This is a genomic window from Synechococcales cyanobacterium CNB, from assembly GCA_030263455.1.
GTDB lineage: Bacteria > Planctomycetota > Phycisphaerae > Phycisphaerales > UBA1924 > CAADGN01.
This window is the reverse complement of record SZOZ01000002.1, coordinates 624371-649532: the sequence shown is the minus strand read 5'-3', so window position 1 is coordinate 649532 and position 25162 is coordinate 624371. Positions and strand designations below refer to the sequence as shown.

At 68.6% G+C, this 25162-nt stretch carries 22 protein-coding genes and 1 tRNA gene; 15 read left to right on the top strand and 8 right to left on the bottom strand.

What is annotated here, in order from left to right; translation table 11 throughout:
* Positions 1-42 precede the first annotated feature (42 nt).
* From FBT69_04360 to FBT69_04340, 5 genes are all read left to right on the top strand, one after another.
* Positions 43-116: transfer RNA gene (locus tag FBT69_04360), tRNA-Ile, on the top strand.
* A 25-nt stretch (positions 117-141) separates the two neighbouring features.
* Positions 142-1116: a DUF502 domain-containing protein gene (locus FBT69_04355; protein MDL1904033.1), complete on the top strand. Its 975-nt coding sequence runs from the start codon at positions 142-144 to the stop codon at positions 1114-1116.
* Positions 1117-1176: 60 nt separating this feature from the next.
* Positions 1177-1485 carry a ribosome-associated translation inhibitor RaiA gene (gene raiA, locus FBT69_04350; GenBank protein ID MDL1904032.1) on the top strand — a complete coding sequence of 103 codons (309 nt, stop codon included), beginning with the start codon at positions 1177-1179 and terminating at the stop codon, positions 1483-1485.
* A 47-nt stretch (positions 1486-1532) separates the two neighbouring features.
* On the top strand, positions 1533-2009 hold the full coding sequence (locus FBT69_04345) for a PTS sugar transporter subunit IIA (GenBank protein ID MDL1904031.1): 477 nt from the start codon (positions 1533-1535) through the stop codon (positions 2007-2009).
* Positions 2010-2064: 55 nt separating this feature from the next.
* Entirely contained in the window at positions 2065-2340 is a 276-nt protein-coding gene (locus FBT69_04340) for an HPr family phosphocarrier protein (GenBank protein ID MDL1904030.1), read from the top strand.
* Between the two features lie 14 nt (positions 2341-2354).
* On the opposite strand, the gene FBT69_04335 is transcribed toward FBT69_04340, so the two are convergent.
* Entirely contained in the window at positions 2355-3473 is a 1119-nt protein-coding gene (locus FBT69_04335) for a hypothetical protein (GenBank protein ID MDL1904029.1), read from the bottom strand.
* A gap of 261 nt (positions 3474-3734) precedes the next feature.
* Here FBT69_04335 and FBT69_04330 point away from each other — a divergent pair, with 261 nt between their 5' ends.
* The 3 genes from FBT69_04330 to trpB are packed head-to-tail and all read left to right on the top strand — an operon-like array spanning position 3735 to position 8057.
* A complete protein-coding gene (locus tag FBT69_04330) occupies positions 3735-5444 on the top strand; it encodes a hypothetical protein (GenBank protein ID MDL1904028.1) in 1710 nt (569 codons plus the stop codon).
* A 22-nt stretch (positions 5445-5466) separates the two neighbouring features.
* Positions 5467-6804, top strand: a complete 1338-nt coding sequence (locus tag FBT69_04325; GenBank protein ID MDL1904027.1) for an MFS transporter — start codon at positions 5467-5469, stop codon at positions 6802-6804.
* Positions 6805-6812: 8 nt separating this feature from the next.
* Positions 6813-8057: a tryptophan synthase subunit beta gene (gene trpB, locus FBT69_04320; protein MDL1904026.1), complete on the top strand. Its 1245-nt coding sequence runs from the start codon at positions 6813-6815 to the stop codon at positions 8055-8057.
* Between the two features lie 12 nt (positions 8058-8069).
* Here trpB and FBT69_04315 read toward each other — a convergent pair whose 3' ends face one another.
* The 5 genes from FBT69_04315 to FBT69_04295 form a co-directional block, all read right to left on the bottom strand.
* The gene (locus FBT69_04315) at positions 8070-9416 is read right to left on the bottom strand and encodes a response regulator (GenBank protein MDL1904025.1); all 1347 of its coding nucleotides are present in this window, start codon (positions 9414-9416) and stop codon (positions 8070-8072) included.
* 22 nt (positions 9417-9438) lie between these two features.
* Positions 9439-10563 (bottom strand): hypothetical protein, encoded by a 1125-nt coding sequence (locus FBT69_04310; protein MDL1904024.1) that lies wholly within the window; start codon positions 10561-10563, stop codon positions 9439-9441.
* Positions 10564-10848: 285 nt separating this feature from the next.
* Positions 10849-12165, bottom strand: coding sequence for a glycosyltransferase family 4 protein (locus FBT69_04305; protein ID MDL1904023.1), 1317 nt, complete (start codon positions 12163-12165; stop codon positions 10849-10851).
* A 25-nt stretch (positions 12166-12190) separates the two neighbouring features.
* Positions 12191-12631 (bottom strand): hypothetical protein, encoded by a 441-nt coding sequence (locus FBT69_04300; protein ID MDL1904022.1) that lies wholly within the window; start codon positions 12629-12631, stop codon positions 12191-12193.
* Between the two features lie 192 nt (positions 12632-12823).
* Entirely contained in the window at positions 12824-13705 is an 882-nt protein-coding gene (locus FBT69_04295; protein MDL1904021.1) for a helix-turn-helix domain-containing protein, read from the bottom strand.
* Between the two features lie 211 nt (positions 13706-13916).
* Here FBT69_04295 and FBT69_04290 point away from each other — a divergent pair, with 211 nt between their 5' ends.
* From FBT69_04290 to FBT69_04280, 3 genes are all read left to right on the top strand, one after another.
* Positions 13917-14882, top strand: coding sequence for a fasciclin domain-containing protein (locus FBT69_04290; GenBank protein ID MDL1904020.1), 966 nt, complete (start codon positions 13917-13919; stop codon positions 14880-14882).
* A gap of 47 nt (positions 14883-14929) precedes the next feature.
* The gene (locus FBT69_04285) at positions 14930-15163 is read left to right on the top strand and encodes a DUF378 domain-containing protein (GenBank protein ID MDL1904019.1); all 234 of its coding nucleotides are present in this window, start codon (positions 14930-14932) and stop codon (positions 15161-15163) included.
* A 152-nt stretch (positions 15164-15315) separates the two neighbouring features.
* Positions 15316-15759, top strand: a complete 444-nt coding sequence (locus FBT69_04280) for an SRPBCC family protein (GenBank protein MDL1904018.1) — start codon at positions 15316-15318, stop codon at positions 15757-15759.
* A 3-nt stretch (positions 15760-15762) separates the two neighbouring features.
* Here FBT69_04280 and der read toward each other — a convergent pair whose 3' ends face one another.
* Entirely contained in the window at positions 15763-17496 is a 1734-nt protein-coding gene (gene der, locus FBT69_04275) for a ribosome biogenesis GTPase Der (GenBank protein MDL1904017.1), read from the bottom strand.
* A gap of 11 nt (positions 17497-17507) precedes the next feature.
* On the opposite strand from der, the gene FBT69_04270 reads away from it, so the two are divergent.
* The 3 genes from FBT69_04270 to topA all read left to right on the top strand — a co-directional run bounded on the left by FBT69_04270 (position 17508) and on the right by topA (position 22846).
* Positions 17508-18836, top strand: a complete 1329-nt coding sequence (locus FBT69_04270) for an erythromycin esterase family protein (GenBank protein MDL1904016.1) — start codon at positions 17508-17510, stop codon at positions 18834-18836.
* The gene (gene miaA / locus FBT69_04265; protein ID MDL1904015.1) at positions 18686-19903 is read left to right on the top strand and encodes a tRNA (adenosine(37)-N6)-dimethylallyltransferase MiaA; all 1218 of its coding nucleotides are present in this window, start codon (positions 18686-18688) and stop codon (positions 19901-19903) included. Before FBT69_04270 ends, miaA begins: the two co-directional genes overlap by 151 nt.
* Before the next feature lie 201 nt (positions 19904-20104).
* Complete coding sequence (topA, locus tag FBT69_04260; GenBank protein ID MDL1904014.1) at positions 20105-22846, top strand: type I DNA topoisomerase; 2742 nt, start codon at positions 20105-20107, stop codon at positions 22844-22846.
* A 169-nt stretch (positions 22847-23015) separates the two neighbouring features.
* Here topA and FBT69_04255 read toward each other — a convergent pair whose 3' ends face one another.
* Positions 23016-23213 carry a hypothetical protein gene (locus FBT69_04255; GenBank protein ID MDL1904013.1) on the bottom strand — a complete coding sequence of 66 codons (198 nt, stop codon included), beginning with the start codon at positions 23211-23213 and terminating at the stop codon, positions 23016-23018.
* Positions 23214-23675: 462 nt separating this feature from the next.
* Between FBT69_04255 and FBT69_04250 the strand changes: the two genes are divergently transcribed.
* The gene (locus tag FBT69_04250) at positions 23676-25070 is read left to right on the top strand and encodes a hypothetical protein (protein ID MDL1904012.1); all 1395 of its coding nucleotides are present in this window, start codon (positions 23676-23678) and stop codon (positions 25068-25070) included.
* The last annotated feature ends 92 nt before the right edge of the window (positions 25071-25162 follow it).

Genomic DNA, 25162 nt, shown 5'->3' with positions numbered 1-25162 from the left:
CTCGTATACTCTCCACCCCAGCCGCGGGAGCGCGGCGTGTGCGGGCCTATAGCTCAGCTGGCTAGAGCGCGCCCCTGATAAGGGCGAGGTCACAGGTTCGAGTCCTGTTAGGCCCATTCTCGGTCTTGACTCGCCCGCGCGATGATCCGCGCCCCCGCTGCCCGCCACGCCGCGACCCGCGCACCGCACCCCTCCACGCACGGGCCACACGCCATGAGCGAGCGCAGAACCTTCACCAGCGACTTCAAGCGGTTCTTCGGCCGCGGCCTGGCGATCCTGCTCCCTTCCGCGCTCACCCTGTGGATTCTCGTTCAGTTGTTCAACTTTCTGATGAACAACGTGGGGCAGCCGATCAACCGCGGCGTCCGCATGGCGATCATCGAGATCACGCCTCGCGTCGTGCCCGACTCGCGCCTTCCCTCGTGGTTCCGCGTCACGGACGCCGAGATCGCCGACGCGCGCCGTGTCCGCATGTTCCGCGGGATGGCGCAGATGTCCGACGAGCGCGTCCGCACGCTGATGCGACGGGAGAAGTTCCGCGAGGCGTGGGACGACCACTGGTACCTCGAAGCCTCGGGCCTTGTTGTCGCGATCATTCTCATCTACTTTGCGGGGCTGCTCCTCGGGGGCTACCTCGGCCGGCGCGTCTACGAGCGGCTGGAGGCGCTGCTCGCGAAAATCCCCGGCTTCAAGCAGGTGTATCCGCACGTCAAGCAGGTCGTCCAGATGATCATGGGCGACACGCCGATCGCCTTCAACCGCGTCGTGTTGGTCGAGTACCCGCGCAAGGGCATCTGGACCGTGGGCCTGATGACCAGCAGTTCCCTCCGCGCCGTCCATGAGCACACCGGCGAGCCGGTCATCACCATCTTCATCCCCTCCACGCCCACGCCGTTCACAGGCTTCACGATCAACGTTCCCGCGAAGGAGGTGATCGACCTGCCGATCTCGGTCGAGGAGGCGATCCGCTTCTTCGTCACCGGCGGCGTGCTGATCCCCGAATCGCAACTCCCGCCGGGCGTCAAGCCCCTGCCCAAGGGGGACGGGCCTGCGTCGGCGGGGCCGCCCGCCGACGACGCCCCGGGCGGGTCGGCCAAGCCCCCGCCGGGCGTATGATGGACCCCGCGCTCGCCGCGAGTTCCGCGGGCGCCAACCGCAAGCCGCCGAGGAGAGGCCATGCGCATCGATGTCGTGGGTCGAGGAGTCGAGGTCACGGACGCCATCCGCACCCACGCGCAGTCCAAGTGCGAGAAACTCCCCCGCTATTTCGACGGCACGCAGAGCGTCACGCTCACCCTCGCCCGCGAGAACCATCACCGCCACGCCGAGTTCGACGCCGAGCTGGTCGTGGACGTCGAGAAGCACGACAACTTCGTCGCGCACGCCCGCGACGAGGACCTGTACGCCGCGATCGACCTCGTGATCGACAAGGCGGCCCGGCAACTCACCGATTTCAAGGAGCGTCTCAAGATGGGCAAGCGGTGAGCGTGCAGGACGCAGCCGCCCCCCCTCTCACGTCGCGGACCACACGCATGAAACTGACCGAAATCGTCGTTGAAGGCGCCATCGTTCCCTCTCTCGCTGCTTCCGAGCGGGACGACGTCGTCGCGGAACTGGTCGCGGCCCTCGTCGCCGCGGGGTCGGTGCCCGCGAACGTCCAGCCCGACCTCATCCGCGCCATCCTCGAACGCGAGCAGAAAGGTTCCACCGGCTTCGGCAAGGGCGTCGCCGTCCCGCACGTGAAGCACAAGGCCATCAAGGGCATGGCCGCCGCCATCGGCCTCTCGCAGCGCGGCGTGGACTTCAACGCCCTCGACAGGCAGCCCGTCTACTCCGTCTTTCTCCTCCTCAGCCCCGACGACCGGCCCGAGGAGCACCTCCAGGCGATGGAGGTCATCTTCAAGAACCTGAGCAAGGACACCTTCCGCAGGTTCCTTCGACAGGCGACCTCCGTCGACGACGTCAAGACCCTGCTCGAAGAGGCCGACAGCCAGCAACTCGCCGGGTAATCAACAACGCGTCTCGCGGGAGCCTGCGCCGCTCCGCGAGCGCGGGGGGTCGGGTGTGCCCAACCGCTGCACGGTCACGGTCACGATCGTCAATCGCCTCGGGCTGCACGCGCGCCCGGCGATGTCGTTCGTGGACGCCGCTTCCGCCTTCAAGGCCGCCGTCCGCGTCCGAAAGGGCGACCAGGAGGTCGACGGCAAGTCCATCATGCAGATGATGATGCTCGCCGCCACCAAGGGCACCAAACTCGAAGTCACGGCCGAGGGCGACGACGCCGAGCAGGCCTGCAAAGCACTCAGCCAACTCGTCGCGTCCGGGTTCGAGGAAGAGTGAGCCTTCCCCGCGCCTCACGGCGGCCAGCGGGTTGCCTTTGACGGCGCGCGCTGTCCGGGCGGCCCGCCCTCGGCGATCGGCGTGCCGATCCAGACAACGGCGCGGGACTGCGTGCCGAAGATGCCGTAGCCGGCGATGTAGACCTTGCCGTTGTGGACGGCCACGTCGTACGCGCCCGAGCCGAGCGCGCCCGGCGGAGCGTGCACGTGCAGGTCGTAGAAACTCGCCGGGTCGTCCCCGAGCCAGTAGCCGGCGCGGCCGTTCGACCTTCCGACGTGCATCGTCCCCGTTGTCGCGTAGAGGTACGAGTGCTTGCCGTCGTGCTGCGGCGGGTGCATGTCGATCCAACTCTCGGGCGTGTCGTGCCAGAGGATGGCGTGGTCGCGGAGGATGTCCTCGATCAGCGCCTTGCCCACCTGCACGCCGGGAGCCATGCCCCAGATCGCCGAGTCACGGGCAACCGGCGGGTGCATGTTGACGAACGATCCGGGCGAGCCGTGCCACATCGCGGCTGTTGAGACGTTGGAGCCTGAGAGCCGGGCAACCCCCCCCTGCTTCACGCCGTCCGTTGCCAGCGCAGAGGAACGCAGCGCACCAGCAGGGTGAAGATCGACGAAGACCACTGGTTCGTCGAGAACCCACAGTCCGGCATGACTATTGCCCCCTACACCAACTCGCCCAGCGATCTGGTTGCCGGAGACATCCTCGAGCACGCCGCTTGTGTAGTTGCCTCCCGGAAACAGATCGATATAGCTCTCAGCCGTCCCAAGCCAAAGGGCTGGACGAGTCGACGCAAACAGCACATGGCCCACTTGGAGTCCATCGCTCGCCCCGTACACCCAGCCATCTACAGCACCGTCCGGGAGCAGCAACACAAGATCGAGCACGGGAGCAATCCACAACGCGGGACCTTTCAGGTCCTGGTCATCCCCAACGTACAGCCATCCTCCTGCGAGTCGTTCTGCTGCTGCGTACGCCTCGGACTGGTACACGCCCGGCGGGTGCAGGTCGATGGACTGCCACGTCCACTCTTGGGCCTCCGCGTGTCCCGCCAACGCCGCGAGCAGGCCGGCGCACGGCATCCATCGCCGAGGCACACCGGACGAACGTCTCCCCGCTGTATCTGCACACATGTCACCAAATGTACCGAACAGAACCCTCGGACTCAAGGCTGTTGTCGTGCTGTCTGTGTGCAAAGCCAGATTTCAGGATTGCCTCTCCGCCAGCCGTGTCGGTACGGGATCCAGGCATGGGCGGCGTTCGCACGATGGAAGGCGTGCCTTCGTTGGTACTCTGCTGGGGAGAGTGTCGCTTGTCTGTTGCTTGGACTTGCGTAGGGGGCTGTTCAGCGGTAGATTGGCAGCCGGAGTGGGCCATTGTCGGGAGGTCGCTCCATGGCGTGTTCACGTCGCTTCCTTCGCTCCACGCCGTCGCTGTGCCTACTGGGTCTCGCCTTGGCAGTCGCACCGCTTGGTGGGGTGGCTTCGGGTCAGGCGCCGATCGTCGTCAGCCCCGGGTTCAAACTCACGCCCGCGGGGCAGGACTGGTTCGAGTGTTCCATCGCGGTCAGCCAGACCAACAGCAACGAAGCGCTCGTGATGTCGTGCGACACACTGCCAGGCGCGGGCTTCTCGTATGCGACGATTCTGTGGGGACAGAGCATCGCGCTCGGGAGGACAGCGCTGGGAAGTCTGGACGTTTACGCCGCACCGCACCCGACCGACGGCACGGCCTGGTTCACCGGCGTTCATGCCGGCGACCCGTCGGGCACGGTGGTTGGCTGGAAGAATGCAGGGGCGTTGAGCATCCAGAGCGGCGACCAGGCGCTCATCGCCACCTCGGGCTTGCAGGACAAACCGGGGATCGCCGTCGGTGTGAAGCCTAGCACGCCGACCACAATCCGGCACTACGTGGTGCGTCAGAAAGGCCAGGACGGCGGGTGCAACAACTTCCACCAGCACAAGTCTGCTCTCTCCGAGAACGCGCACCTCGGACCCGGCTCGTGGTCGTGGAACGAGCATGTCGTCGAGCCTGCGCCGGGTTCCGGCTCACCCTGCCACTTCCGCGGCTGGGGAGCCGGTCCGGTGGTGCTCTCCACCGGGCGCATCGTGGTCGTTATGGGAGACGAGAAGTCCGGCCCGAACTGGCTGTACAACGACGGCAAGCCGTACGCTGTCTACTCCGACGACGGCATTGACTGGCGGCCGGACTATCCCACGGAGCCGTTCGTCCTTGTCGCCCCAGGCTCCGTGGTTGCGCCGACCACCGTGAATAACAACTGCCAGAACACGTGCCCTCAGGCCGGGTGCGGCGGGACGCCCTGCGGCGACACGCCCTACCTCGCCGACAGGCGCAAGAACGCACCGTCCATCGCCGTTGACCGCTGGGCGGGGATCGACGATGTGTACGTCGCCTTCTATGCCAAGAAGAGCAGCAGCGGCAGCTCGAATACGGACATCATCGTGTGCCGAGGCATTCAGGACGATCAGGGAGCCTTGACGTTTCCTGTGATACTCCCTGATCATCTGCTCCATCTCACCGATTCTCTCCTTGGCCTCTCGCCCGGCGAGTACGGGCCGGACCAGTTCGTCCCCGCCATCGCCGTCGATTCGTGCGGGGGCGTGAACCTCATGTTCTACGACAACCGCCACGATCCCGACCTCACCGACGCCGAGGAGTGGGTCGACGTCTACTACGCGCGCATCATGGGCTTCGGCACGGCGAACCCGGTCGTCCAGCAGTGGCGCCTCACGCCGCGGTCGTTCCGCGTGGACAACCTGCCGACTGGCTTCCTCGGCGACTACCACAACCTGTCCGTCTCGGCGGACGGCAACACGCTCTACGCCGCGTACATCGCCCGCGACATGGCCGACCCCGAGAACGGCCCGCGCACTTGCTACCTCCACCGCATCAACGTCAACCCGTGCGAAGGCTTCCTGCTCGACTTCAACGGTGACGGCACGGTGAACGAGGACGACACGGCCGTCTTCCTCGCCGCCTTCGACGCCAAGGCGCCCGAGGCCGACCTGAACCTCGACTGGACCGTCGACGCCGAGGACCTGACGCTCTTCCTCGACTGGTACGCCAGCGAGAGCGCGAAGTAGCCGGCCACGCTACCCTCCGCGCGTGCCCAGCGCCATCCTCTCACGCCTCAACCCCTTCCGTGGCCTGCCCAATCCCCGCGAGGTCTGGGCGTGGGGCATGTACGACCTGGCCAACCAGTCCTTCACACTCATCATCATCACGCTGCTCTTCCCCGTGTACTTCCGCGAGGTCATCTCACCCGACCCGCGCCGGGCCGAGGCCCTCTGGTCCGTGCTCGGCTCGGGCAGCCTTCTGCTCGTGGTCGCGGTGTCGCCCTTTCTCGGGGCGATCGCCGACGGGCGCGGGTGGAAGAAGCGGATGCTCATCCTCACGGGCGTGCTGGCCGCGGCACTGACCGTCGGGCTGGCGGCGACCGGCCCCGGCACGGTCCTGCTTGCCGCCTCACTCTTCCTCTGCGCGAACGTGCTCTACCAACTGGGAGAGAACTTCCTCGCGAGTTTCCTTCCCGAGGTCGCCACGCCGCGCAACATCGGGCGCGTCTCGGCCACCGGCTGGGCGATGGGCTACGCGGGCGCGCTCATCCTGCTCGTCATCAGCGCGGGCGCGATCGCGCTCTTCGGCCTCGACAAGACGCAATGGTCAGCGCTCTTCCTCTTCGCGGGCGTGTGGTTCGCCCTCGGCATGGTCCCCGCCATCCTCATCCTCCGCGAGCGACCCCCTCCATCCGACCCCGGCCCGCTCTCGGACCTGCTGGGCCTGGCCGTGCGGCGCATCCGCGACACGCTCGCCGACGCCCGCCTCTTTTCTCAACTCGCCCGCTTCCTGACCGCCTTCTTCGTCTACGGCTTCGGCGTGCAGACCATCATCTACTTCGCCGGCATCATCGCCAACGACTTCGGCTTCACCGAGGTCAAACTCGTTCTCTTCGCCCTGCAACTGACCGTGACGGCGGGCGTCGCCTCCGTCGCCACGGCGATGGTGCAGGACCGCATCGGCGCGCGCGCGATGGTGCTCATTTCGCTCGGCGTCTGGATCGCCACCGCCGCGGGAATGCTCGCCCTCACCGCCGCGAGCGACCCGCGGGAGTGGCTCTTCTGGCTCGTCGGCAACGGCGTCGGCTTGGGGTTGGGCGGCATCGGCACCAGCAGCCGGTCTCTCGTCGGACGCTTCACCCCCGTCCAGAAGAGCGCGGAGTTCTTCGGCCTCTGGGGCATGACCTACAAACTCGCGGGCGTCGTCGGCGTGCTCACCTTCGGCCAGATGAAGGCTTGGCTCGGCGACGTGCCCGCCATGATCGCTCTCACCGCCTTCTTCGTCGTCGGTCTCACGCTCACCCTGCGCGTCGACGAGAGCGCAGGCGTCCGGGCCGCGCGACGCGCCGAACGAAAAGCCAACGGCCCGCACGCCCGGCCCGAATAGACTTGCCCATGACCACCGCGCCCGCGCAGGCCCCCGCCCCACGCATCAGCGAAGTCCCCGACGAGCGTGGACGCTTCGGCCCCTACGGCGGAAGTTACGTCCCCGAGACGCTCGTCGCCGCCCTCAAGCAGCTCGACGACGTCTACCGCCGCGTCTCGCGCGACGAACGCTTCTGGGAGGAACTCCGCGAACTCGAGCGCGCCTTCACCGGGCGCCCGACGCCGCTCTACCGCGCCGACCGGCTGACCGCCCACGCGCGCTCGGCGGGCGGGCGCGGGCACGGCGCGACCATCTGGCTCAAGCGCGAGGACCTCGCCCACACCGGCGCGCACAAGATCAACAACACGCTCGGCCAGGCCCTGCTCACCCAGCGCATGAACAAGGGGCGCGTCATTGCCGAGACCGGCGCGGGCCAGCACGGCGTCGCCACCGCCACAGCCGCCGCACGCTTCGGCTTCGAGTGCGACGTCTACATGGGCGCGGAGGACGCCCGGCGCCAGCGCCTGAACGTCGTCCGCATGAAGGCGCTCGGCGCGCGCGTCGTCGAGGTCGAGTCCGGCTCGCGCACCCTCAAGGACGCCACCAACGAGGCGATGCGCGACTGGATGGAGAGCGTCGAGCACACGCACTACATCCTCGGCTCGGTCGTCGGCCCCCACCCCTTCCCCATGATCGTCCGCGACCTCCAGAGCATCATCGGTCGCGAGACGAAGGCCCAATGCCTGCGCACGCTGGGCCGCCTGCCCGACGCCGTCGTCGCCTGCGTGGGGGGGGGGTCGAACGCCGCCGGCATCTTCTATCCGTTCATCGAGGACGAGCGGGTGCGCCTCGTGGGCGTCGAGGCGGGCGGGCGATCGAACGAGCCTGGCCAGCACGCCGCCCCGCTCGCCTTCGGCACGCCCGGCATCCTGCACGGCTCGCTCAGCTACGTGCTGCAGGACGAGCACGGCCAGACCGCCCAGGTCCACTCCTGCTCCGCGGGCCTCGACTACCCCGGCGTCGGACCCGAGCACTCGTATTGGAAGGACACGGGGCGCGTGGCGTACGCCGTCGCCGACGACCGCCAGGCGCTCGACGCCTTCACGCTGCTGGCGCGGATGGAGGGGATCATTCCCGCACTCGAGACCGCGCACGCGATCGCGCACGCCGTTCGTCTCGCGGGCACGATGAACGACGATCAGCACCTCGTTGTCAACTGCTCCGGCCGGGGCGACAAGGATGTGGAGGAGGCGGCGCGGCTGCTGGGCTGGTGAGGCGGCCAGCGGCTACGCGGCGCTCCTCTCGGCGGCGCGATCCTCAATGAAAGCGGTCGCCGCCGAGACCAGGCCGTCGCGCGAGATCGGCTTCGTGAGGTACCCGTCGCATCCTGCGTCGAGGCAGCGTTGCCGCTCACCTTCCATCGCGTGCGCGGTCAGCGCGACGATCGGCGTGCGCACGCCCGTCGCTCGCAGCTCCGCGGTCGCGGTGTACCCGTCCATCACCGGCATCTGCATGTCCATGAGGATCAGGTCGAAGGCGTGCGCGGCGGACGCCACGACGTCGAGCGCGATCTGGCCGTTCGACGCGACCACCACCACCGCGCCCGCCCGGCGCAGGTGGTGCTCGATGATCCGCTGGTTGTCGGGGCCGTCCTCGACCAGGAGGATGCGCCGCCCGATCAGAGGCGTGCCGTCCGTCGCGTCCGTGTCCTCAGCCGCCGTCGGCGTGCCCGGGTCGGCTCCCTCGGCCCGTTCGACGGGGATCGAGAGGGTGAACACCGAACCTTCGCCGAGGGTCGAACGGACCGTAATGTCGCCGTGCATGAGGCGTGCCAGGGCGCGCGAGATGGAGAGTCCAAGCCCGCTCCCGCCGAAGCGGCGCGCCATGGACTCATCCGCCTGCACGAACGGCGTGAAGAGTCGTTCGACCTGATCGGCCGCCATGCCGATCCCGGTGTCTTCGACGGTGATGACGAGCCTGGGTGTCGGCGCCCGCTCCAAGCCCAGCGCCACGCGCACCCGGCCGCGCTGCGTGAACTTGATCGCATTGCCGACGAGATTGATGAGAATCTGCTTGAGCCGCAGCGGGTCGGCCATCACGCGCTCGGGCGTGGTGCCGTCCGTCTCCACCACCACAGTGAGCCGCTTCTCCTCCGCCCTGGGGCGCAGCAGATCCACCGATTCCCGGACGATCTGCCCGGGCGAGCATGGGCGCGTTGCCATCGTCATCTTGCCGTCTTCGATCCGCGAGAGGTCCAGGATGTCGTTGATCACGCCGAGCAGGTGGTCGCCGTTGCGGCGGATGCCCTCGATGGCTTCCTCCCGTCCGGGGAAGTCCGGATCGGCCAGCAGGTCGGCGTACCCGATGATCGCGGTCATCGGCGTGCGGATCTCGTGGCTGACGTTCGCGAGGAAGAGCGACTTGGCCCGCGAGGCCGCGAGCGCGCCCTGCATCGCTTCGCGCAGTTCCTCCGACGAGATCGCCAGCGCCCGTTCGAGCGTGTAGCGGTCCTCGTCGGCCTGGTCGTACGCCGCGCTCACCCGCTCCAGCAGCGCGCGCCAGGTCGCCATGTCGGGGAGACTGTCCGCCGATGCGCCGAGGCGCTTGAGTTGGCGGACAAGGACGGGATTCATGACGGTCCCCTGCGCGTGGCGGTCACTCCTCGCTGATCGTCGTCAGCGTCATGGTCTGGTTGTGCAGGTCGCACGAGCCGGAGACGTACGGGCTGATCTCGCCGTAGGAGTAGAAGCCGACCATCCCGCTGCCTTCGGGCAGCGCGTCGTGCACGGCCTCCAGTTCCTCCTCGGTTCGCTCGCCGAGCACCAGCCGGCGGCCCACACAACTCACCGCGACCGCGAGGCACGGCGCGTTCCGTTCCATCGCGCCGGTCAGCGACGCCGCCGAGCCGGCCCCGGAGATCAACCGGTCGAAGTTCGCCCGCATCAACTGGGCGCACGACCCCTGCGGGATGTCGCCCGCGAAGGTCATCGACTGGTCCTTCTCATCCACCGCCAGCAGCGTCCGCACGAGCACCTTCTGGTCCTGCGGGCTTGAGCGCAGCGCGAGCGGGAAGAGCAGCCCCGTCGCCGGCAGTCCGCTCGCCCGATCCCCGAGGTACGTCTTGTACAGCGCGAGCGCGGGCTTGCCGTCCAGCTCGAAGAGCACGTTGCCCTTCGAGCGCGTCACGACGCGCTCGGGGCCGAACGAGTCCCATCCGCCCATCGAGCCGTGGCCGACACGCACGGATTCACCGTACAGGCCGGCGGCCACGACGAAGCCCTCACGGGGTTCGCCGTTCCGCACGACCCACGTACGCTTGAAGGCGGTCCCGTCGCCCGCCAGCCCACCCGTCACCACGGCGCGTCCGCGGAGCACGCCGTTGATCCCGGTCGCCAGTTCCGTCCCGTTCACGTTCAGCCCGTCGGAATACACCAGCACGGCCGCCAGGTCCGGGGCATCGAGTTGCTCGCCGAGCAGTTGCCCTGCGCGGCACGAATCCGCCGCGTTCCGCACCGGGGCGGACGCCGTGCGCACCTTTGCACGGTTGAAGCGGAACGCCGCCACCGACAGGCCGCCGTCGTGCAGTTCCGCGCCGTGGATCTCCCCGCTCGTCGAGCACCCGAGCAGGTGGCTGTCGGGGAAGGCGTCCGCGACCTGCGAGATCGGCGCAGGATCGTCGTGCAACGCCGAGCCTCCGAACGCCAGCACGAGCGTCGAAGTCCCGTTGAGTTTCCCCGGCAGCGGTGTCGCCCAGCCCCGCTCGGAGTCGAATCGGGCCAGGCGGAACGATGTCTGGACGCCTTTGAGCACGGCGGCACCTCCTCAGAGCGCGTGTATCGACCGGTCGGACGCGGCACCTGACCCGAGTTTTCCGCTGAACCGCGCCCCGGCGAACCGCTCATCAGGGGTCCGATAGCAACGCGATCCGTGCTCACGGGACGGCGACACGATGATCGCCGCTCAGGGGGGTCCCCACGATCGCTGAAGATATCGCGATAACGCCGAGAGATTCAGACCACGACCCGGATCGGGGGGCGTCATCCCGCTGACGGTCGCGCCGGGCGGTCAGCGCGCCGCCAGAACGCGTCGGTACACGCGCTCCAACTCCCGAACCATCCGCTGCGCGCTGAACTCCTCTCGGCAGAACTCTCGCCCGCGCTCCGCCAGCGCGTGCCGCTCCTCGGGATGCTCGTAGAGCCGCACGACACCAGCCCGCAGCGCGCCGAGATCGCGCAGGGGTACGAGCACGCCCGTCTCGCCCGGGCGGCAGACCTCCCGCGTCCCGTCCACGTCGTACGCCACCGGCGCGACGCCGCACAGCAGCGCCTGCGGCACCGTCCGCGGCAGGCCCTCGCGGTACGACGGGTGCAGCAGCACGTCCATCGCCCGCATCATGGCCGGCACGCGCTCCTGCGGCACCAGCCCCGTCGTCACCACGCGATCGTGCAGCCCCAGCGCCTCGACGCGCGCCAGCAGCCGCTCGCGCCACCACCCGTCCCCCACCCACAGCAACTTCCAGTCCGGGTGCGAGCGCAGGTCGTCCCGCAGAGCGTCGAGGATGTCGTCGTGCCCCTTGTGCTCCGCGAGGCGAGCGACCGTGCCGATCACGAAGTCGCCCGGCGCGAAGCCCAGTTCGCATCGGACCTCCTCGCGCGTCTCGCCCGGGCGCGCGTGCAGGAACGACTCCACCTCCATCCCCGACCGCACCGTGACGTACTGCCCGGGCGTGCCGACCCGGTGTGAAAGAAAGAGGGCGGTCATCGCGTCGGCGACCGAGATGATCATGTCGCATCGGCGCGCCGCGTACCGCTCCGCGAGCACGTACATCAGGTTCGTCGCCCGGACCTTCGCGCGCCGCACCGGCGACCCCTCCACCGGCATGAACGGCGGGCCGTGGATGGTGTGGCAGATGGCTCCGCACGTTCCCCGCGTGCTTGCCTCCGCTGCATCTGCCATTTGCCCTCGTGCTCTTTGCTCATTTCTTCCGTGCCCCACCGCCCAGGCCGCGGCTCTCCCGAGAATCCCCGCCTTCGACGAGTGCGTGTGCACCACGTCCGGGCGCAGCGCGTCGATCAGCCGCTTCAGCTCGCGGTAGCACCGCGCGTCGGAGATCGGGCGGACCTCCCGCAGCAGGTGCGGCACGACGTGCACACCGATCGGCCGGCACGCCCCCCCCTCATCCGTCCGCTCCTGGCCGCGTGCGCACCGCTCGTTGAATGCCTCGACGCGCCCGAGCAGCGACCCCTCCGGCCCGTAGATCGGGCCGAACGCCAGGTGCACCTCGTGCCCGAGTCTCGCCTGCCCCTCGCACGAGAGGACGGTGTTCTCCTGCGAGCCGCCGAGGATGAGACGGGTTGAGACGTGAAGGATGCGCAGTCCCACGCGCGAAGCGTACCGTCCGTGCAGATCAGACGTCCTTCGGACTGCTCGCCGCGGCTCCGCCCCCCTCCCCCGCCAGCGAGAGCGCCCAGGCCGGCCCCACCACCGTCTGCGGCTGCCCTTCTATCCGCACCTTCGCGTACATCCGCCCCGGCCGGCCCTCCGGCCGCACCACCTCCCACGGCACGCTCGCCGGCTTCATGCCCGACCAGCGCATCAGCATCGTCGGCATGAGGTGCAGGTGCGCCGAGTCAGCCGCCACGTGCACGCTGAACCCGAAGTTCGCCATCCCGACCTTGAAACTCTGGAAGTTCCGACGCACGGCGTCCGGCGCGGGTTCCACCGCCGGGTAGCGGGACATGATCGGCCCCCACGACGACGCCACGAACGCGCGCAGGATCAGCGGCACCAGGATCAGGTCCACAGCCACGATCACCAGCACGACGATCAGCACCGCATGACCCGACACCACAACCTCCCGCCCAAAGGCACAACTCTCAGGCGCTCAGGCGTGACGCGCCCCCGGCAGCCGTGCCACACTGTACCCGGCGACACGCCATGGCCGGCCACCGCGCTACCGCGCCCTCCGTCACCGCGATGTTCGAGCAGCCTGGCGAGCACGACCGGCTGCGCACCGATATCGAGGAGTTCGACTGAGCATTCAGCCGTGTGCCGCCGCCGCACGCACGCCAGCCGCGTATGCCGCGAGTTCGCTCATCGACTTGCCGATGAACACGCCCGGCTCGGGCGGTCCCGGCAGCGGGGGCAGGGCACGCCCTCCCAACGCGACCTTTGCCCCTTCTTGCGCCATGCTCCGAGCGAACGCCAGCAGCTCCCGCCCGCTCGGGCGTGAACGGCCTTGCGACGACAGACTGAGCCAGACGAGCGATGCGGCGTACTCCCGCGCCGCCGCGGCCAGCACGTCGAGCGGCGTGTCCGGGCCGAGGTTCACCGTGCGGAAACCTTCTTCCGCAAGCGTCACCGCCGCGGCGAGAGAACCAAGCACGTACGGATCACCCGGCGCCCCTCCCCCTACGGCGACAGGAGCGCCATCCGGCGCATGGATCAACGATCGGATCTGGCTCACCGTCTGGATGCATGTGTCCGTTGCACGGTGTTCGACCATGATCCCGGCAGAACTGTGCTTCCACAGCCCGCCCAGTTCCTCCATCGCCGGATGGATCAACTCGTCCGCGATCCGCGAGACGGACGTCCCTGAGAGGTATGCGGCGAGCAGCATCCCCCGTGCCCGACCGTGATCCTCCGCCTTCAACGCTTCCACGAGGGCACGCCAGTCAGGTCCCTCCGCCCAGCCGACATGCCCCGCGGCCTCCGCCATCCCTAGTACGGTCGGATCCACCACCGGATGTCGCGTGTGCCGGATGAACCGAACCGCTTCCTCCAATGGGATGCGCCGATGTCCCCCCATCGTTCGCACCGCGCGAATGTCACCCCGGTCCACCCAGCGCTTCAGGGACGATTCGCTCACACCGATTGCCATGGCCAAATCGTTCGGAGAAAGTAAGGTTTGGGTGGCTTTCATCGCTCAAATCCTTGCTCGTCAGTCCGTCGGGAATCATCCAAAGCGGTTCTGCCAGCCCCGAATCGGAGCTATTTATAGCGATTGTACGGACATTATTCCATCATGTCGAACGTTTTGCTTGATTTGAACGATATGGCCGTTTATACTGGTCACAATCCGGACGGCATCGGCCCGTGTGGGTCGCCTCGCCCGGAGATCAGGAGGTGGTCGGATGAACCGCAGTATTTCGGTCGTCGGTGGGTTGGTCGCGATTCTCGCTCTGGCCGGGCACGCCTCGGGGCAGTGCTCAACGCCGCAGGTCTGCGAAACGACAAAGGAGCAGCCTGGACAGGCCAGGCATGCGTCGTACGTCGTCGCCGCGGACGACGTGGTGAACGTCGCGGCCGGGACTGGCAAGTTCACGACGCTCCTCGCCGCCGCCGAGGCCGCGGGACTCGTCGATGCGCTCCGCTCGTCAGATCCCATCACCGTGTTCGCGCCGACGGACGAGGCCTTCGCCAAACTCCCCGCAGGCACGGTGGAGTCGCTCCTCCGCCCCGAGAACCGCGCGGCGCTCGCCGGCATTCTCACCTACCACGTTGTACCCGGCGCGATCCCGGCGTCGCGCGTCGCCCGGTTGAGCGGCGCGACCACGCTCAACGGCCAGCGCGTCGAGTTCACTCGCACCGGCGACGGCGTCCGCATCGACGGTGCCGCCGTCATCGTCGCGGACGTTGAGGCCTCCAACGGGATCATTCACGTCATCGATCGCGTGATCCTGCCCGCGGACGGCACGATCGTCGCCGTCGCGTCGAAGGCCGGAACGTTCGGGACGCTCCTCGCCGCCGCGAAGGCCGCGGGTCTCGCTGATACGCTCGCCGGCAATGGTCCCTTCACCGTCCTCGCGCCGACCGATGAGGCCTTCGGGAAACTTCCCGCGGGTACGGTCGAGTCTCTCCTCAAGCCGGAGAACAAGGACAAGCTCGCCTCCATCCTCAGGTACCACGTCATCCCGGGGCGCGTCTACGCCGCCCAAGCCCTCTCGCTCGGCGCGGCCGCCACGCTCCAGGGCAACGAAATCGTCTTTGATCTCGCCAACGGCTCGCTCGTCGCCGACGGCGCCCGCGTCGTCCGCACCGACATCGACGCCTCGAACGGCGTGATCCACGTCATCGACGCTGTCATCCTGCCTCGGTAACCAGCACACCGAAACACGCCGGGCGCACGCCCGCAAGGAGCAACACCATGAAGATTCTCGACATCGTTACCCTCATCCTCATCATCGTCGGCGGCTTGAACTGGGGCCTGTGGGGCGCGTTCCAGTTCGACCTCGTCGCCTTCCTCTTGGGTGGCAACACCGCCGCTCTTGCACGCGTCGTCTACGTCCTCGTCGGTCTCTCCGCCGTCTTCCAGGCCGTGAACCTCCGCACCCTGCCGCAACGCCTCGCCGCCGGTTCGCGCCGTCCCGCGATGGCCTGACACGATCGAGCGACCCCGGCCCGGCGCGGCGGAAACGCCGCGTTGGGCTTTCACGCAAGGAGCGATCCATGATTGCCGCAACCGTCCATGCACCGCTCACGCACGACCGTCCCGGCGCGCTCGGCTCGAAGCGCAGGCCCGCCGAGCATCCCCTGAAGACGCTTCACACGGAAACGCTCTCGCCGCTCCCCATCGAGCGCGTGTTCGCATTTTTCTCCGACCCGTTCAACCTTGAGGCGCTCACGCCGCCGTGGCTCCGATTCCGCGTGCTCACTCCGCCCCCCGTCACCATGCGCCAAGGGCTGGTGCTCGACTATCGCCTGCGCGTCCGCTGCCTGCCTATGCGATGGCAGTCCGTCATTCTCGCGTGGCAACCCCCGTTCCGATTCGTTGACGCTCAGACCGTCGGTCCCTACAAGTGGTGGTGGCACGAGCACCGCTTCGAGGAAGTCCCCGGCGGCGGTACCCGCATCACAGACACCGTCGAGTACGCCGCCCCCGGCGGGCGACTCCTGCACGACGCCCTCATCCGCCCGGATCTCGAACGCATCTTCGCCTACCGAAGCGTTCGCATGCGGGAACTCCTCGACGGTTGATCTTCACTCGTCCTCGAACCAATCCGCGGCGTCCGTGCGCGCCTCGACCGCCGCGTCCACGGCGCTCTGGCCCGGCTCGTCCATCCGCTCCCCGCGCTTGCGCGCCCGCACCAGCAGACGGATCGGCACCTCCTCGAACGGCAGTTCCTCGCGGAAGCGGTTCAGCAGGAACCGCTCATAGTTGGCCGTGAAGAGTTCCGGGTGGTTCACCACCAGCGCGATCGTCGGCGGGTTTGTGCGCACTTGCGCCACGTAGAACAGTTTCACGCGCGTTCCGACCTTGCTCGTCGGTCCGCGCGTCTCGATGATGCCGCGCACCAGCCGGTTCAGTTCGCCCGTCGTCACGCGCCGCCCGGCCTGCTCGTGCAGGTCGAAGGCGACGTCGATCAGTCCGCGCAGGTTCCTGCCCTCGGTCGCGGACGTGAATGCCACAGGCGCGAACGACAGCCCCTTCAGTTCTCGGCGCAGGTACTCCTCGTAGTCCTCGGTGGTGACGCGCCGCCCCTTCGTGCCTTGCTTCCCCTCGGCCAGATCCCACTTGTTCACCACGATCACCACGGGCTTGTACGCCTTCTGCGCCAGCATCGCCAGTTGCTGGTCCACCTGGCTCACCGGCTCCGTGGCATCGATCAGCAGCAGCACCACGTCCGCCCGCTCGACCGCGCGCTTCGCCCGGTCGAAGGCGTACCACTCCACCTGCCCCTGGAAACTCCGCTTGCGCCGCAGCCCGGCCGTGTCGATCGCGACGATCGCTCGGCCGTCCAGCTCGAACCGCACGTCCACCGCGTCGCGCGTCGTCCCCGCGATCTCGGACACGATCACACGCGGCTCGCCCGCCAGCGCATTGACCAGCGAACTCTTCCCCGCGTTCCGCTTTCCGATGATCGCCACCCGCAGGTCCGCCGGCGGGGGCGCTGCATCCGCCGTCGCCGGCGGCAGCAGCCCGTACAGCGTGTCCAGGAAGTCCCGACGGAAGTAGTTGCTCTTTGCGCTCACCATCAGCGGCTCGCCGAAGCCCAGCGACGCCAGCTCGTGCGCGTGCGTCTCCCAGCTCGGCCCGTCCACCTTCGTCGCCACCACGCGGACGCGGGGCGCAGTGACGGGGTGACGGAGCGACGGAGTGTCGGCATCACCCCCCCCCTCTCCTCCCCCGCTCGCCTCCGTGTCCCCGCGCCTTTGCGCGAGCTTCTTCTCGGTTCGACGTGAGACGAACCGCCCCTCGCGCAGCATCCGCCCGATTTCCTCGTCCTGCGGCGTGACGCCCGCCTGCACGTCCACCGCGAAGAGCACGAGGTCAGCGCTCGCCACCGCCTCGCCGATCTGCCGCTCGATCTCGGGCGTCAGCCGCGACAGGTCCGCCCCGATCTCGTCGTACCGCGCGCCCTCGGCCGCGTACACGCCGTAGCCGCCCGTGTCCACGAACTCGACCGCCCGCGCCGGCTCCGATCCGTCAGGCGAGGGCAGGTCCACCACCACGCTCACGCGGTCGCGCGTAACGCCCGGCGTCGGGTCCACGATCGAGACCTTCGCCCCCGCGATCATGTTCAGCAGGGAACTCTTCCCCACGTTCGGGCGACCCACGATGGCGATCCGCGGCACAGGCATGGCCAATCGTAGGTGCGGGCAGTCACCCCCACGTGCCGTTCCCGTCGGATTCCATCCCCTCCTGCGCCGCTCCCCTCTTCGCGACGGTGGCGCTCCCATCCGCAATTCCACGCCAACCACGATCCGTATCATTCTTCGAGCCGATGCGCCTCTACCATTTCATCCCGGTCGCCGCGGCGTGCATCGCTCTGGACTCGCTCACGGTCACTGCCCAGACCGACCTCCTCGCCGGCCAGGCGATCTCGATCCGCTCCATCGATCCGAGCGACGACGACTTCTCCGATCTCGAACCCCTGATCCCTCTCATCGGCGATGCGCGCGTCGTCCAACTCGGGGAGCAGACTCACGGCGACGGGGCGGCCTTCCTCGCCAAGATTCGCCTCGTCCGGTTCCTCCACCGGCGCATGGGCTTCGACGTGCTCGTCTGGGAGTCCGGCATGTTCGACTGCCGCGTCGTGGACGAGAAACTCCGCGAGGGTGTGCCCACGATGGAGGCACACGCCCACGGCGTCTTCCCCATCTGGCGCGAGAGTGCGCAGGTCCGCCCATTGCTCGACTACGTGGCCGAGTCCCACGCCGCCGATCGCCCGATCGCCACCGCGGGGATGGACACGCAGTTCACTTCCGACCACGGCACGGGCGAGTGGGCGCGCCGTGTTCGCGCGCACTTTGCCGAGGCCGGCGTGCCGCTCTCCCCCGACGCCGACGCCGCCCTTCGCTGCTTCGCTCCGTCGGGCGTCGAGGCCTTCGGCGCAGTGATCGCCGGTGAGATCGGCGAGGACACGAAGCGCGGACTTGAAGCCCTCGCCATGGACGCCGCCGCCTCGCGCACCGACCGCATCGCACGCCACGGCGAACCGGAGGCCGATTTCTTCGCCCGCGTCATCGACGATATGCGCGAGTGGATCCGCTTCGCCGAGGGGAACGTGCGCGGCGCGCCCCTGAACAACATCCGCGACGCCCGCATGGGCGACAACCTCGCCTGGCTTGCGGACGAGTATTACAAGGGGCGTCGTCTCATCGTCTGGGAGGCGACCATGCACGCCCTCCACCGCGCGAGCGAGATCGAGACCGGCCTGCCGTTCACCTACGACAACACGCTGACCGCCGGAGAACGCGCCCGCTCCATCCTCGGCGACGCGATCTTCACCGTCGGCTTCACCGCCGCCCGCGGCACGGCCGCCCGACTCAACATGGCGCCCTCGCGCATCGACCCGCCGCGCGAAGGCTCGCTCGAAGCCGCGGCCCTCGCCACCGGCCGCCGATTCCTCTGGATCGACTTCCGCTCCGCGCCCCCGGACCACCCGCTGCGCACCCGCCTCTGCGCCCGTCCCCTCGGCTACGCCCCCATGCACGCCGTCTGGCCCGACCAGATGGACGCGATGTTGTACACCGAAGAGATGTTCCCCAGCACCACCGGTCCCCTGCACCCCGCCGCCTATCGCCTGCTCGACGAGGGCTTCGGGAACTGAAGCTCGGAGCACGCCGGAGTGCCGCCGCCCGTGCCGCGGCCGTCGGTCTGGCGTCGTCTCTCTTCCTCTGTCCCCCGACGGTCGTGCCCAACGAGTCGTCAAGGGAGCGACACTGCTTCATACCCTCCCCCGTGCCCTCCTGCTTCCCCGTCATCGTCGGCCCCACCGCCTCCGGCAAGTCCGCGCTGGCCGTCGAGGTCGCGCTGGCGCTCGAAGGCCGGGGCATGGCCCGAGGCGAGGTCGTCTCGGCCGATGCCTTTCAGGTCTACCGCTGCATGGACGTTGGCACGGCCAAGCCCACCCCCGCCGAGCGGCGCGGCGTCGTGCACCACCTCATCGACATCGTCGAGCCGGACGACCCCGAGCCGTTCACGCTCCATCGCTGGCTCGCGCTCGCGAACTCGCGCATCGATGAGCTTCGTTCGCGCGGCATCACACCCATCGTCGTCGGGGGCACACACCTCTACATCAAGGCCCTGCTCGACGGCCTGTTTGAAGGTCCGGGGGAGGACGCCGCCCTCCGTGCTGAACTCCGTGCCATGGACCCGGCAGCGCGCCGGCGCGAACTGGAGCGAGTCGATCCCGCCGCGGCGGCTCGCATCCATCCGAACGACGAACGCCGCAGCATCCGCGCCCTGGAGGTCTTCCGTCTGACCGGGCGGCCGATCACCGAGCATCAGTCACAGTGGGACCGCGCGCCGCGCCCGGACGCCCTGTTGGTCGGCGTCGAGTGGCCCACGGAAGCCCTCAACAGGCGCATCAACGCGCGCGTGAAAGCGATGATGCAGCGAGGCCTGCTCGACGAGGTGCGTGCCCTTGCCCCCCGGCTCGGCCCTCAAGCCCGCGAAGCCCTTGGCTATAAACAACTTCTCGCGCATCTCGAAGGGCGTGCGACGCTCGACGAGGCCGTCGAGGCGATCAAGATCGAAACGCGACGCTTCGCAAAGAACCAGCGAACCTGGCTTCGTCGATTGCGGGAAATCCCTGGTTCCATACGGTTGACTGCCGACGAAGCGGTACCCCCGCTGCACGCGCAAACCATTGTCGATACTTTGCTTGCGCTGTAAATGGCATGCCTGGGCGGATTCCGGCGTTCCCCCCGACTTTGCAGGCCTTCTGCCCCAGCGTCCGAACAGGAATCTGCCCGGGTGGCATAGCCATCCCGCTTGACTCCGCCTGAGGGCGGCCATTCCCTCCCCCCCGAGCGGCCTGTCGATCCCTTGAGGGGAGGGTCTGGTCGGGTCGAGGGAAACCACGCGGAAAGCATGATGGCAAAGCGAGCGGGGAGTGCGGGTGGGCGGTCGGGTGCGCGGAGCGGCGCGGGTGCGTCCGGCCGTCGGCGTGGTTCGGGCCTGGGGTACAAGTCCGGCGATGCCAAGGGCCGCCATGTCGTCATCGTGGAAAGCCCGTCCAAGGCCAAGACCATCAATAAGTATCTCGGTCCGGACTACATCGTGCTGCCGAGCGTCGGGCATGTCCGCGACCTGCCGAGCAAGGCGGCCAAGGGTGACAAGAGCCCCGTTCCGGGCGTTGACCTGAAGAGGAAGTTCCGGCCGACCTACGAGGTGCTGTCTGGCAAGGAAGGCGTGATCCGCGACCTGAAAGCGGCCGCGAAGGACGCCCGGGCATCGGGGCACGACGTCTGGTTCGCCACCGACCTCGACCGCGAGGGCGAGGCGATCGCCTGGCACCTGGCCGAGGAACTGGGCATCGACCCGGCGCGGGCGAGGCGGGTGATGTTCGCGGCGATCACCAAAGCCGAGATCGACCGTGCGTTCCAGCACCCGCACCCGATCGACGTGGACAAGGTGAACGCGCAGCAGGCCCGTCGCATCCTCGACCGCATCGTGGGCTACCAGGTCTCGCCGCTTCTGTGGAAGAAGGTCGCGCGGGGGCTGAGCGCCGGGCGTGTGCAGAGCGTCGCGGTCCGGCTGATCGTGGAGCGTGAGCGCGAGATTCGAGCGTTCGTCCCGGATGAATACTGGCAGGTCGAGGGCGTGTTCGCCCTGAGCGAGGAGGACGCGCGTCGCCTCGGCCCCGCGTGGCGCGCCCTGCTCGACGAGCGCGACGAGAAGGGCAATGCGCCGACGATCAAGGCCCAGAACGCCTGGCTCGCGGAGAACCGGCTGATCCGGGCGGAACTGGTGGAGGTCGGGGGCGAGAAGTTCGAGGTGCGAACGGGCGAGGCGGGGACGGACCTGACGCCGCGCGTGCGAGCGATCATCGAGTCCGCGGGGCTGCGGCAGGTCGAGGTATCGAGCGAGGAGGACGCCGAGGGGCGCGGTCCGGCGCGCTGGCGTCGCACGGTGCGGGGCACGGCGGACCCGGCGACGCCGTACACCGTCGCCGGCATCGAGACGAAGCGCACGAGCGTGCGTCCGCCCGCGCCCTTCATCACGAGCACGCTGCAGCAGGCGGCCTCGAGCCGGCTGGGGTTCGCGGCCAGCCGCACCATGCGGGCCGCGCAGCAGTTGTACGAGGGCGTCGAGATTCCGGGCGAGGGGCCTGTGGGTCTCATCACCTACATGCGTACCGACTCGACGCACCTGGCGGCCGAGGCGGTCGCGGGCGTGCGAGACTATATCTCGCGCACGTTCGGCCCGAAGTATCTGCCCGGGAAGGCGAACGTCTACACCTCGTCGAACAAGGCGGCGCAGGAGGCGCACGAGGCGATCCGCCCGGCGTCGCTCGACTACCCGCCCGAGCGCGTCCGTCGCGCGCTCAAGCCCGACCAGTTCAGGCTCTACGAGTTGATCTGGAGCCGCTTCGTGGCCTGCCAGATGACGCCCGCGGAGTGGGACTCGACGAGCGTGAGCATCATCGGCGGCAAGGATGCGTCGAAGCGACTGACCTTCCGCGCGACGGGGCGCACGCTCGCGTTCGACGGGTTCTACCGCGTGGCGGGCGTGCCGACGGGGAGCGACGAGGCGACGCTGCCTCGCCTCGCCGAGGGGACCGCGCTGCGCCCGGCGTCCATCGACGCGCTGCAGCGCTTCACCAGCCCCCCCCCGAGGTACAGTGAGGCCTCGCTCATCAAGACGCTGGAGGCGGAAGGGATCGGCCGCCCCAGCACCTACGCGGACATCATCGCCAAGATCCAGGACCGCAAGTACGTCGAGCTGATCGGCAGGGCTTTCCACGCGACGGACCTGGGCGAGGTGGTGACCGACAAGCTCGTCGAGGCGTTCCCGAAGATCATGGACGTCGGCTACACCCGCGAGATGGAGGCGGAACTGGACAAGGTCGAGGAGGAGCACCTCGACTGGATCGAGATGCTCGAACGCTTCTACGGCCCGTTCAGCGAGAGCCTCGAACGCGCCCACGAGGAGCTCTCGCACGCCAAGGCCGAGGTGCAGCCCGCGCCACCGGAGTACCGCTGCGAGAAGTGCGGGGCGGGGCTTGTCTACCGCTTCGGGCGCAACGGGCGGTTCCTGAGTTGCTCGCGGTATCCGGAGTGCGAGTACGCCGCGCCGATCGACCGGCAGGGCCGCCCGCGCACGGCGGAGTACGTGAACGTGCGCTGCCCGAAGACGGGGCGCGCGATGGTGCGCAAGACCGGCCGGTTCGGGCCGTTCCTGGCGACGCCGCTGGAGAAGGGCGAGAGCCAGGACGCGGGGATGATCCTGAACATCGACAAGAAGGGGCACGTCACCGCGCCCGCGCCGCCGCCGCTGGTGACGGACCTGCTGTGCGAGAAGTGCGAGTCGCCGCTGAACCTGCGCGGCGGGATTCGCGGGCCGTGGCTGGGGTGTTCGCGGTTCCCGAAGTGCCGCGGGCGCGGGAAGTGGGCCGCGCTTCCGGAGGAGAAGCGTGCCGCGCTGGAGAAGGCGCTGGCGGTGCACGAGAAGGCGCACCCGATCCCGATCATCCGGACGCTTGACGGGCGCGCGCTGACGGACGAGAAGGGTCGGCCGCTGGCGGACGCCCCGACGGTGGACCAGCTGGTGCTCGAGGGCGGCGAGGACGAGGCCGAACGCCTGGCGGCGACGGGTCGGGCGGCGGTGGCATAGGGGATGTGTGATAGCCGCCGGAATCGCCGGTGCGTCGGCTCCTCGATATAGTTTGCTCATGCCCACGATGTATGTTGAGACGACAATCTCCGGTTGCCACGCGGAGACGCGCGATACGGCTATCGCCATCGCGTGGCGCGAGGCGACGCGGATGTGGTGGTCTGAAGCGTCACGCCGTCATCGTCGGGTGACGTCGTGCCCTGTTCTTGCAGAGTTGGGCGAGGTTCCTGAGCCGTAGCGTTTCGCCGGTCTCCGGCTTCTCGCGGGCATCGAACTCCTGGATGAGCCGGCGGAGTTGTCCGATGTCGGCGTGTTCGATATCGATCACACGCCGAGTCCCACCGATGCGGCGGGCGATGCCGTGCATCTTGCCCTCACCTCGCCTGCGCACACCGACGTTCTCGTCACGTGGGATCTCCAACACCTCGCGAACGCATGGATCGTGTGCGACGGGAAGGGGTTCGTGTTCGGTCGGACGTACGTCACCCGGCAGGCTAACGCCAGCGCCGCACGGAGCGGGCGTGGCCGCAGACGCCGATCGACAGCGATTCCTCGTCGGACGGGCGGCCTGTCGCACGATTCGCTCAACGATTTCCAGGCGATGAAGATTCTTCCGGTCCCGCACACGACCGTCGCAGGTCGGGACAACTTGCTCCGGCTTGGGTTTCTGCGCCTGATGAGTGGAGGATGCCCGCGAGGCTCCGCCCCGAGGCACGATCAGACGGTGGATTATGGCGATCCCGCCGATTCAGCGCTGAAACCTCAGCGGGGTTGAGGGGAACAATGTGAGCTGACGTGGATTGGACGCCGTCTCGGCGGGAGGTGTCATATGCGGGCGATGGCGGTTGCCGGGGGGGTGTGCCTGGTGGTCGGGGTCGGCGTGGTGTGGCTGATCGTCGCTCGCGGCGGGGGCGGCTCGGGGACGGGCGCTGCCGCCGAGGCTGCTACTGACGAACGCGCCCGCGCGGGCGGCGTGGACATCGCGTCCGCGGACGCGGCCGATCTGGCCGAGCGCGAGCGCGTGCTCGCGGAGTTGCGGGCCGAGTTGAGCAGGGCTGCGCCAGTCGCCGGGCGGACGGACGAGCAGCGGCTGGCGGACGCCTGGGCGTGGGTGCGAGCGAACCGACCGGCGGATCGGCCCTACAACGAACTCGAGGCCACGATGCTCGCGCTCATGGAGGCGGCGTTCGACGGCGAGGAGCGGTCGGCCGCGTGGCTGATGAACACGTCGCTGATCGAGATCGAGATGGCTCGCGCGCTCGACGCGGACGGCGACGGCACGGTCACCGACGAGGAGGTGCAGGCCTTCATCGAGAGCGGGCTGAGCATGATAAACCCCATGCAGCACCCGTACCTCGCCGCGCTCTTCGATCAGGACGGCGACGGCGTGCTCAGCCCCGGCGAGTTCGAGGCGGTCGGCGCGGCCCGCGTGATGGAGGGCGCGCTCGCCGGAGCCATGCAGCGGGCGCAGATCGACGGCTGGGACACCGACAACGACGGGATCGTGAGCGACGCGGAGCGCGAGGCGGGCCTGCGCGAGGCCGACAGCCGGATCCGCTTCCATCCGGATGGGCGCGTCGAGTTCGTTCTCGACGGATCGGCCGTCGACCCCGCCGAGCAGGCTGCGATTCGCGCCCAACTCGCCGAGCAGTTCGGGGAGGAGTACTCTCGGTCGGTGGAAGCCTACATCGACATGATGCGCGGGCAGGCGATGATGATGCCGCTGCTCAACGACATGCGCGTGGACGACTTCGACCGCGAGCAGTTGCAGGCGACGATGATGCGCGACATGCCCCAGATGCCGGACGCACGCGAGTTTTCCACCGACGGCAGCGGCAACCTCACGCAGGAGGATTTCGCCGTCTACCAGGCCGCGATCGAGGAGTACAACCATACCATTCAGGAGTGGAGCACAAGGCAGATGGCCCTCGCGCTGCGCGAGCAGTTCGAGCACGCGCGACGCGAGGGTGACCTCGACGGCGACGGGCGCATCTCGCCCGACGAGTGGGAGCGGCGCATCGACACGCTGCTCGACGCCCGGGCCGACCGGATGATGCTCCGCGTGCTGGACCTCGACGGCGACGGCTGGGTGGGCGCGCACGAACTGGCGAGATACCTCGACTGGTACCGCGCCGGCAGCCTGCGGGCCGACGCGAACTTCGACGGCGCTGTGGACGCCCGCGACCTGGAGTTGGTGACGAGGTACTTCCGGGCGGGGCGGTGAGCGAGGAGCGGACGCAATGGTTGAAGGAGGCCTGAAAGGCCCTGTTCCGGAGGATGGACAAGCGAGAAGAGAGAAGGCAAGACAAGCGAGAG

Excerpts from the sequence above, each read along its gene's own strand:
- FBT69_04295 (MDL1904021.1), bottom strand. The coding sequence starts at position 13,705 with ATGAAAGCCACCCAAACCTTACTTTCTCCGAACGATTTGGCCATGGCA.
- raiA (MDL1904032.1), top strand. The coding sequence starts at position 1,177 with ATGCGCATCGATGTCGTGGGTCGAGGAGTCGAGGTCACGGACGCCATC.
- FBT69_04355 (MDL1904033.1), top strand. The coding sequence starts at position 142 with ATGATCCGCGCCCCCGCTGCCCGCCACGCCGCGACCCGCGCACCGCAC.
- FBT69_04270 (MDL1904016.1), top strand. The coding sequence starts at position 17,508 with ATGCGCCTCTACCATTTCATCCCGGTCGCCGCGGCGTGCATCGCTCTG.
- FBT69_04250 (MDL1904012.1), top strand. The coding sequence starts at position 23,676 with ATGCGGGCGATGGCGGTTGCCGGGGGGGTGTGCCTGGTGGTCGGGGTC.
- FBT69_04335 (MDL1904029.1), bottom strand. The coding sequence starts at position 3,473 with ATGTGTGCAGATACAGCGGGGAGACGTTCGTCCGGTGTGCCTCGGCGA.
- FBT69_04285 (MDL1904019.1), top strand. The coding sequence starts at position 14,930 with ATGAAGATTCTCGACATCGTTACCCTCATCCTCATCATCGTCGGCGGC.
- trpB (MDL1904026.1), top strand. The coding sequence starts at position 6,813 with ATGACCACCGCGCCCGCGCAGGCCCCCGCCCCACGCATCAGCGAAGTC.
- FBT69_04290 (MDL1904020.1), top strand. The coding sequence starts at position 13,917 with ATGAACCGCAGTATTTCGGTCGTCGGTGGGTTGGTCGCGATTCTCGCT.
- topA (MDL1904014.1), top strand. The coding sequence starts at position 20,105 with ATGGCAAAGCGAGCGGGGAGTGCGGGTGGGCGGTCGGGTGCGCGGAGC.
- FBT69_04345 (MDL1904031.1), top strand. The coding sequence starts at position 1,533 with ATGAAACTGACCGAAATCGTCGTTGAAGGCGCCATCGTTCCCTCTCTC.
- FBT69_04255 (MDL1904013.1), bottom strand. The coding sequence starts at position 23,213 with ATGCACGGCATCGCCCGCCGCATCGGTGGGACTCGGCGTGTGATCGAT.
- FBT69_04330 (MDL1904028.1), top strand. The coding sequence starts at position 3,735 with ATGGCGTGTTCACGTCGCTTCCTTCGCTCCACGCCGTCGCTGTGCCTA.
- FBT69_04315 (MDL1904025.1), bottom strand. The coding sequence starts at position 9,416 with ATGAATCCCGTCCTTGTCCGCCAACTCAAGCGCCTCGGCGCATCGGCG.
- der (MDL1904017.1), bottom strand. The coding sequence starts at position 17,496 with ATGATACGGATCGTGGTTGGCGTGGAATTGCGGATGGGAGCGCCACCG.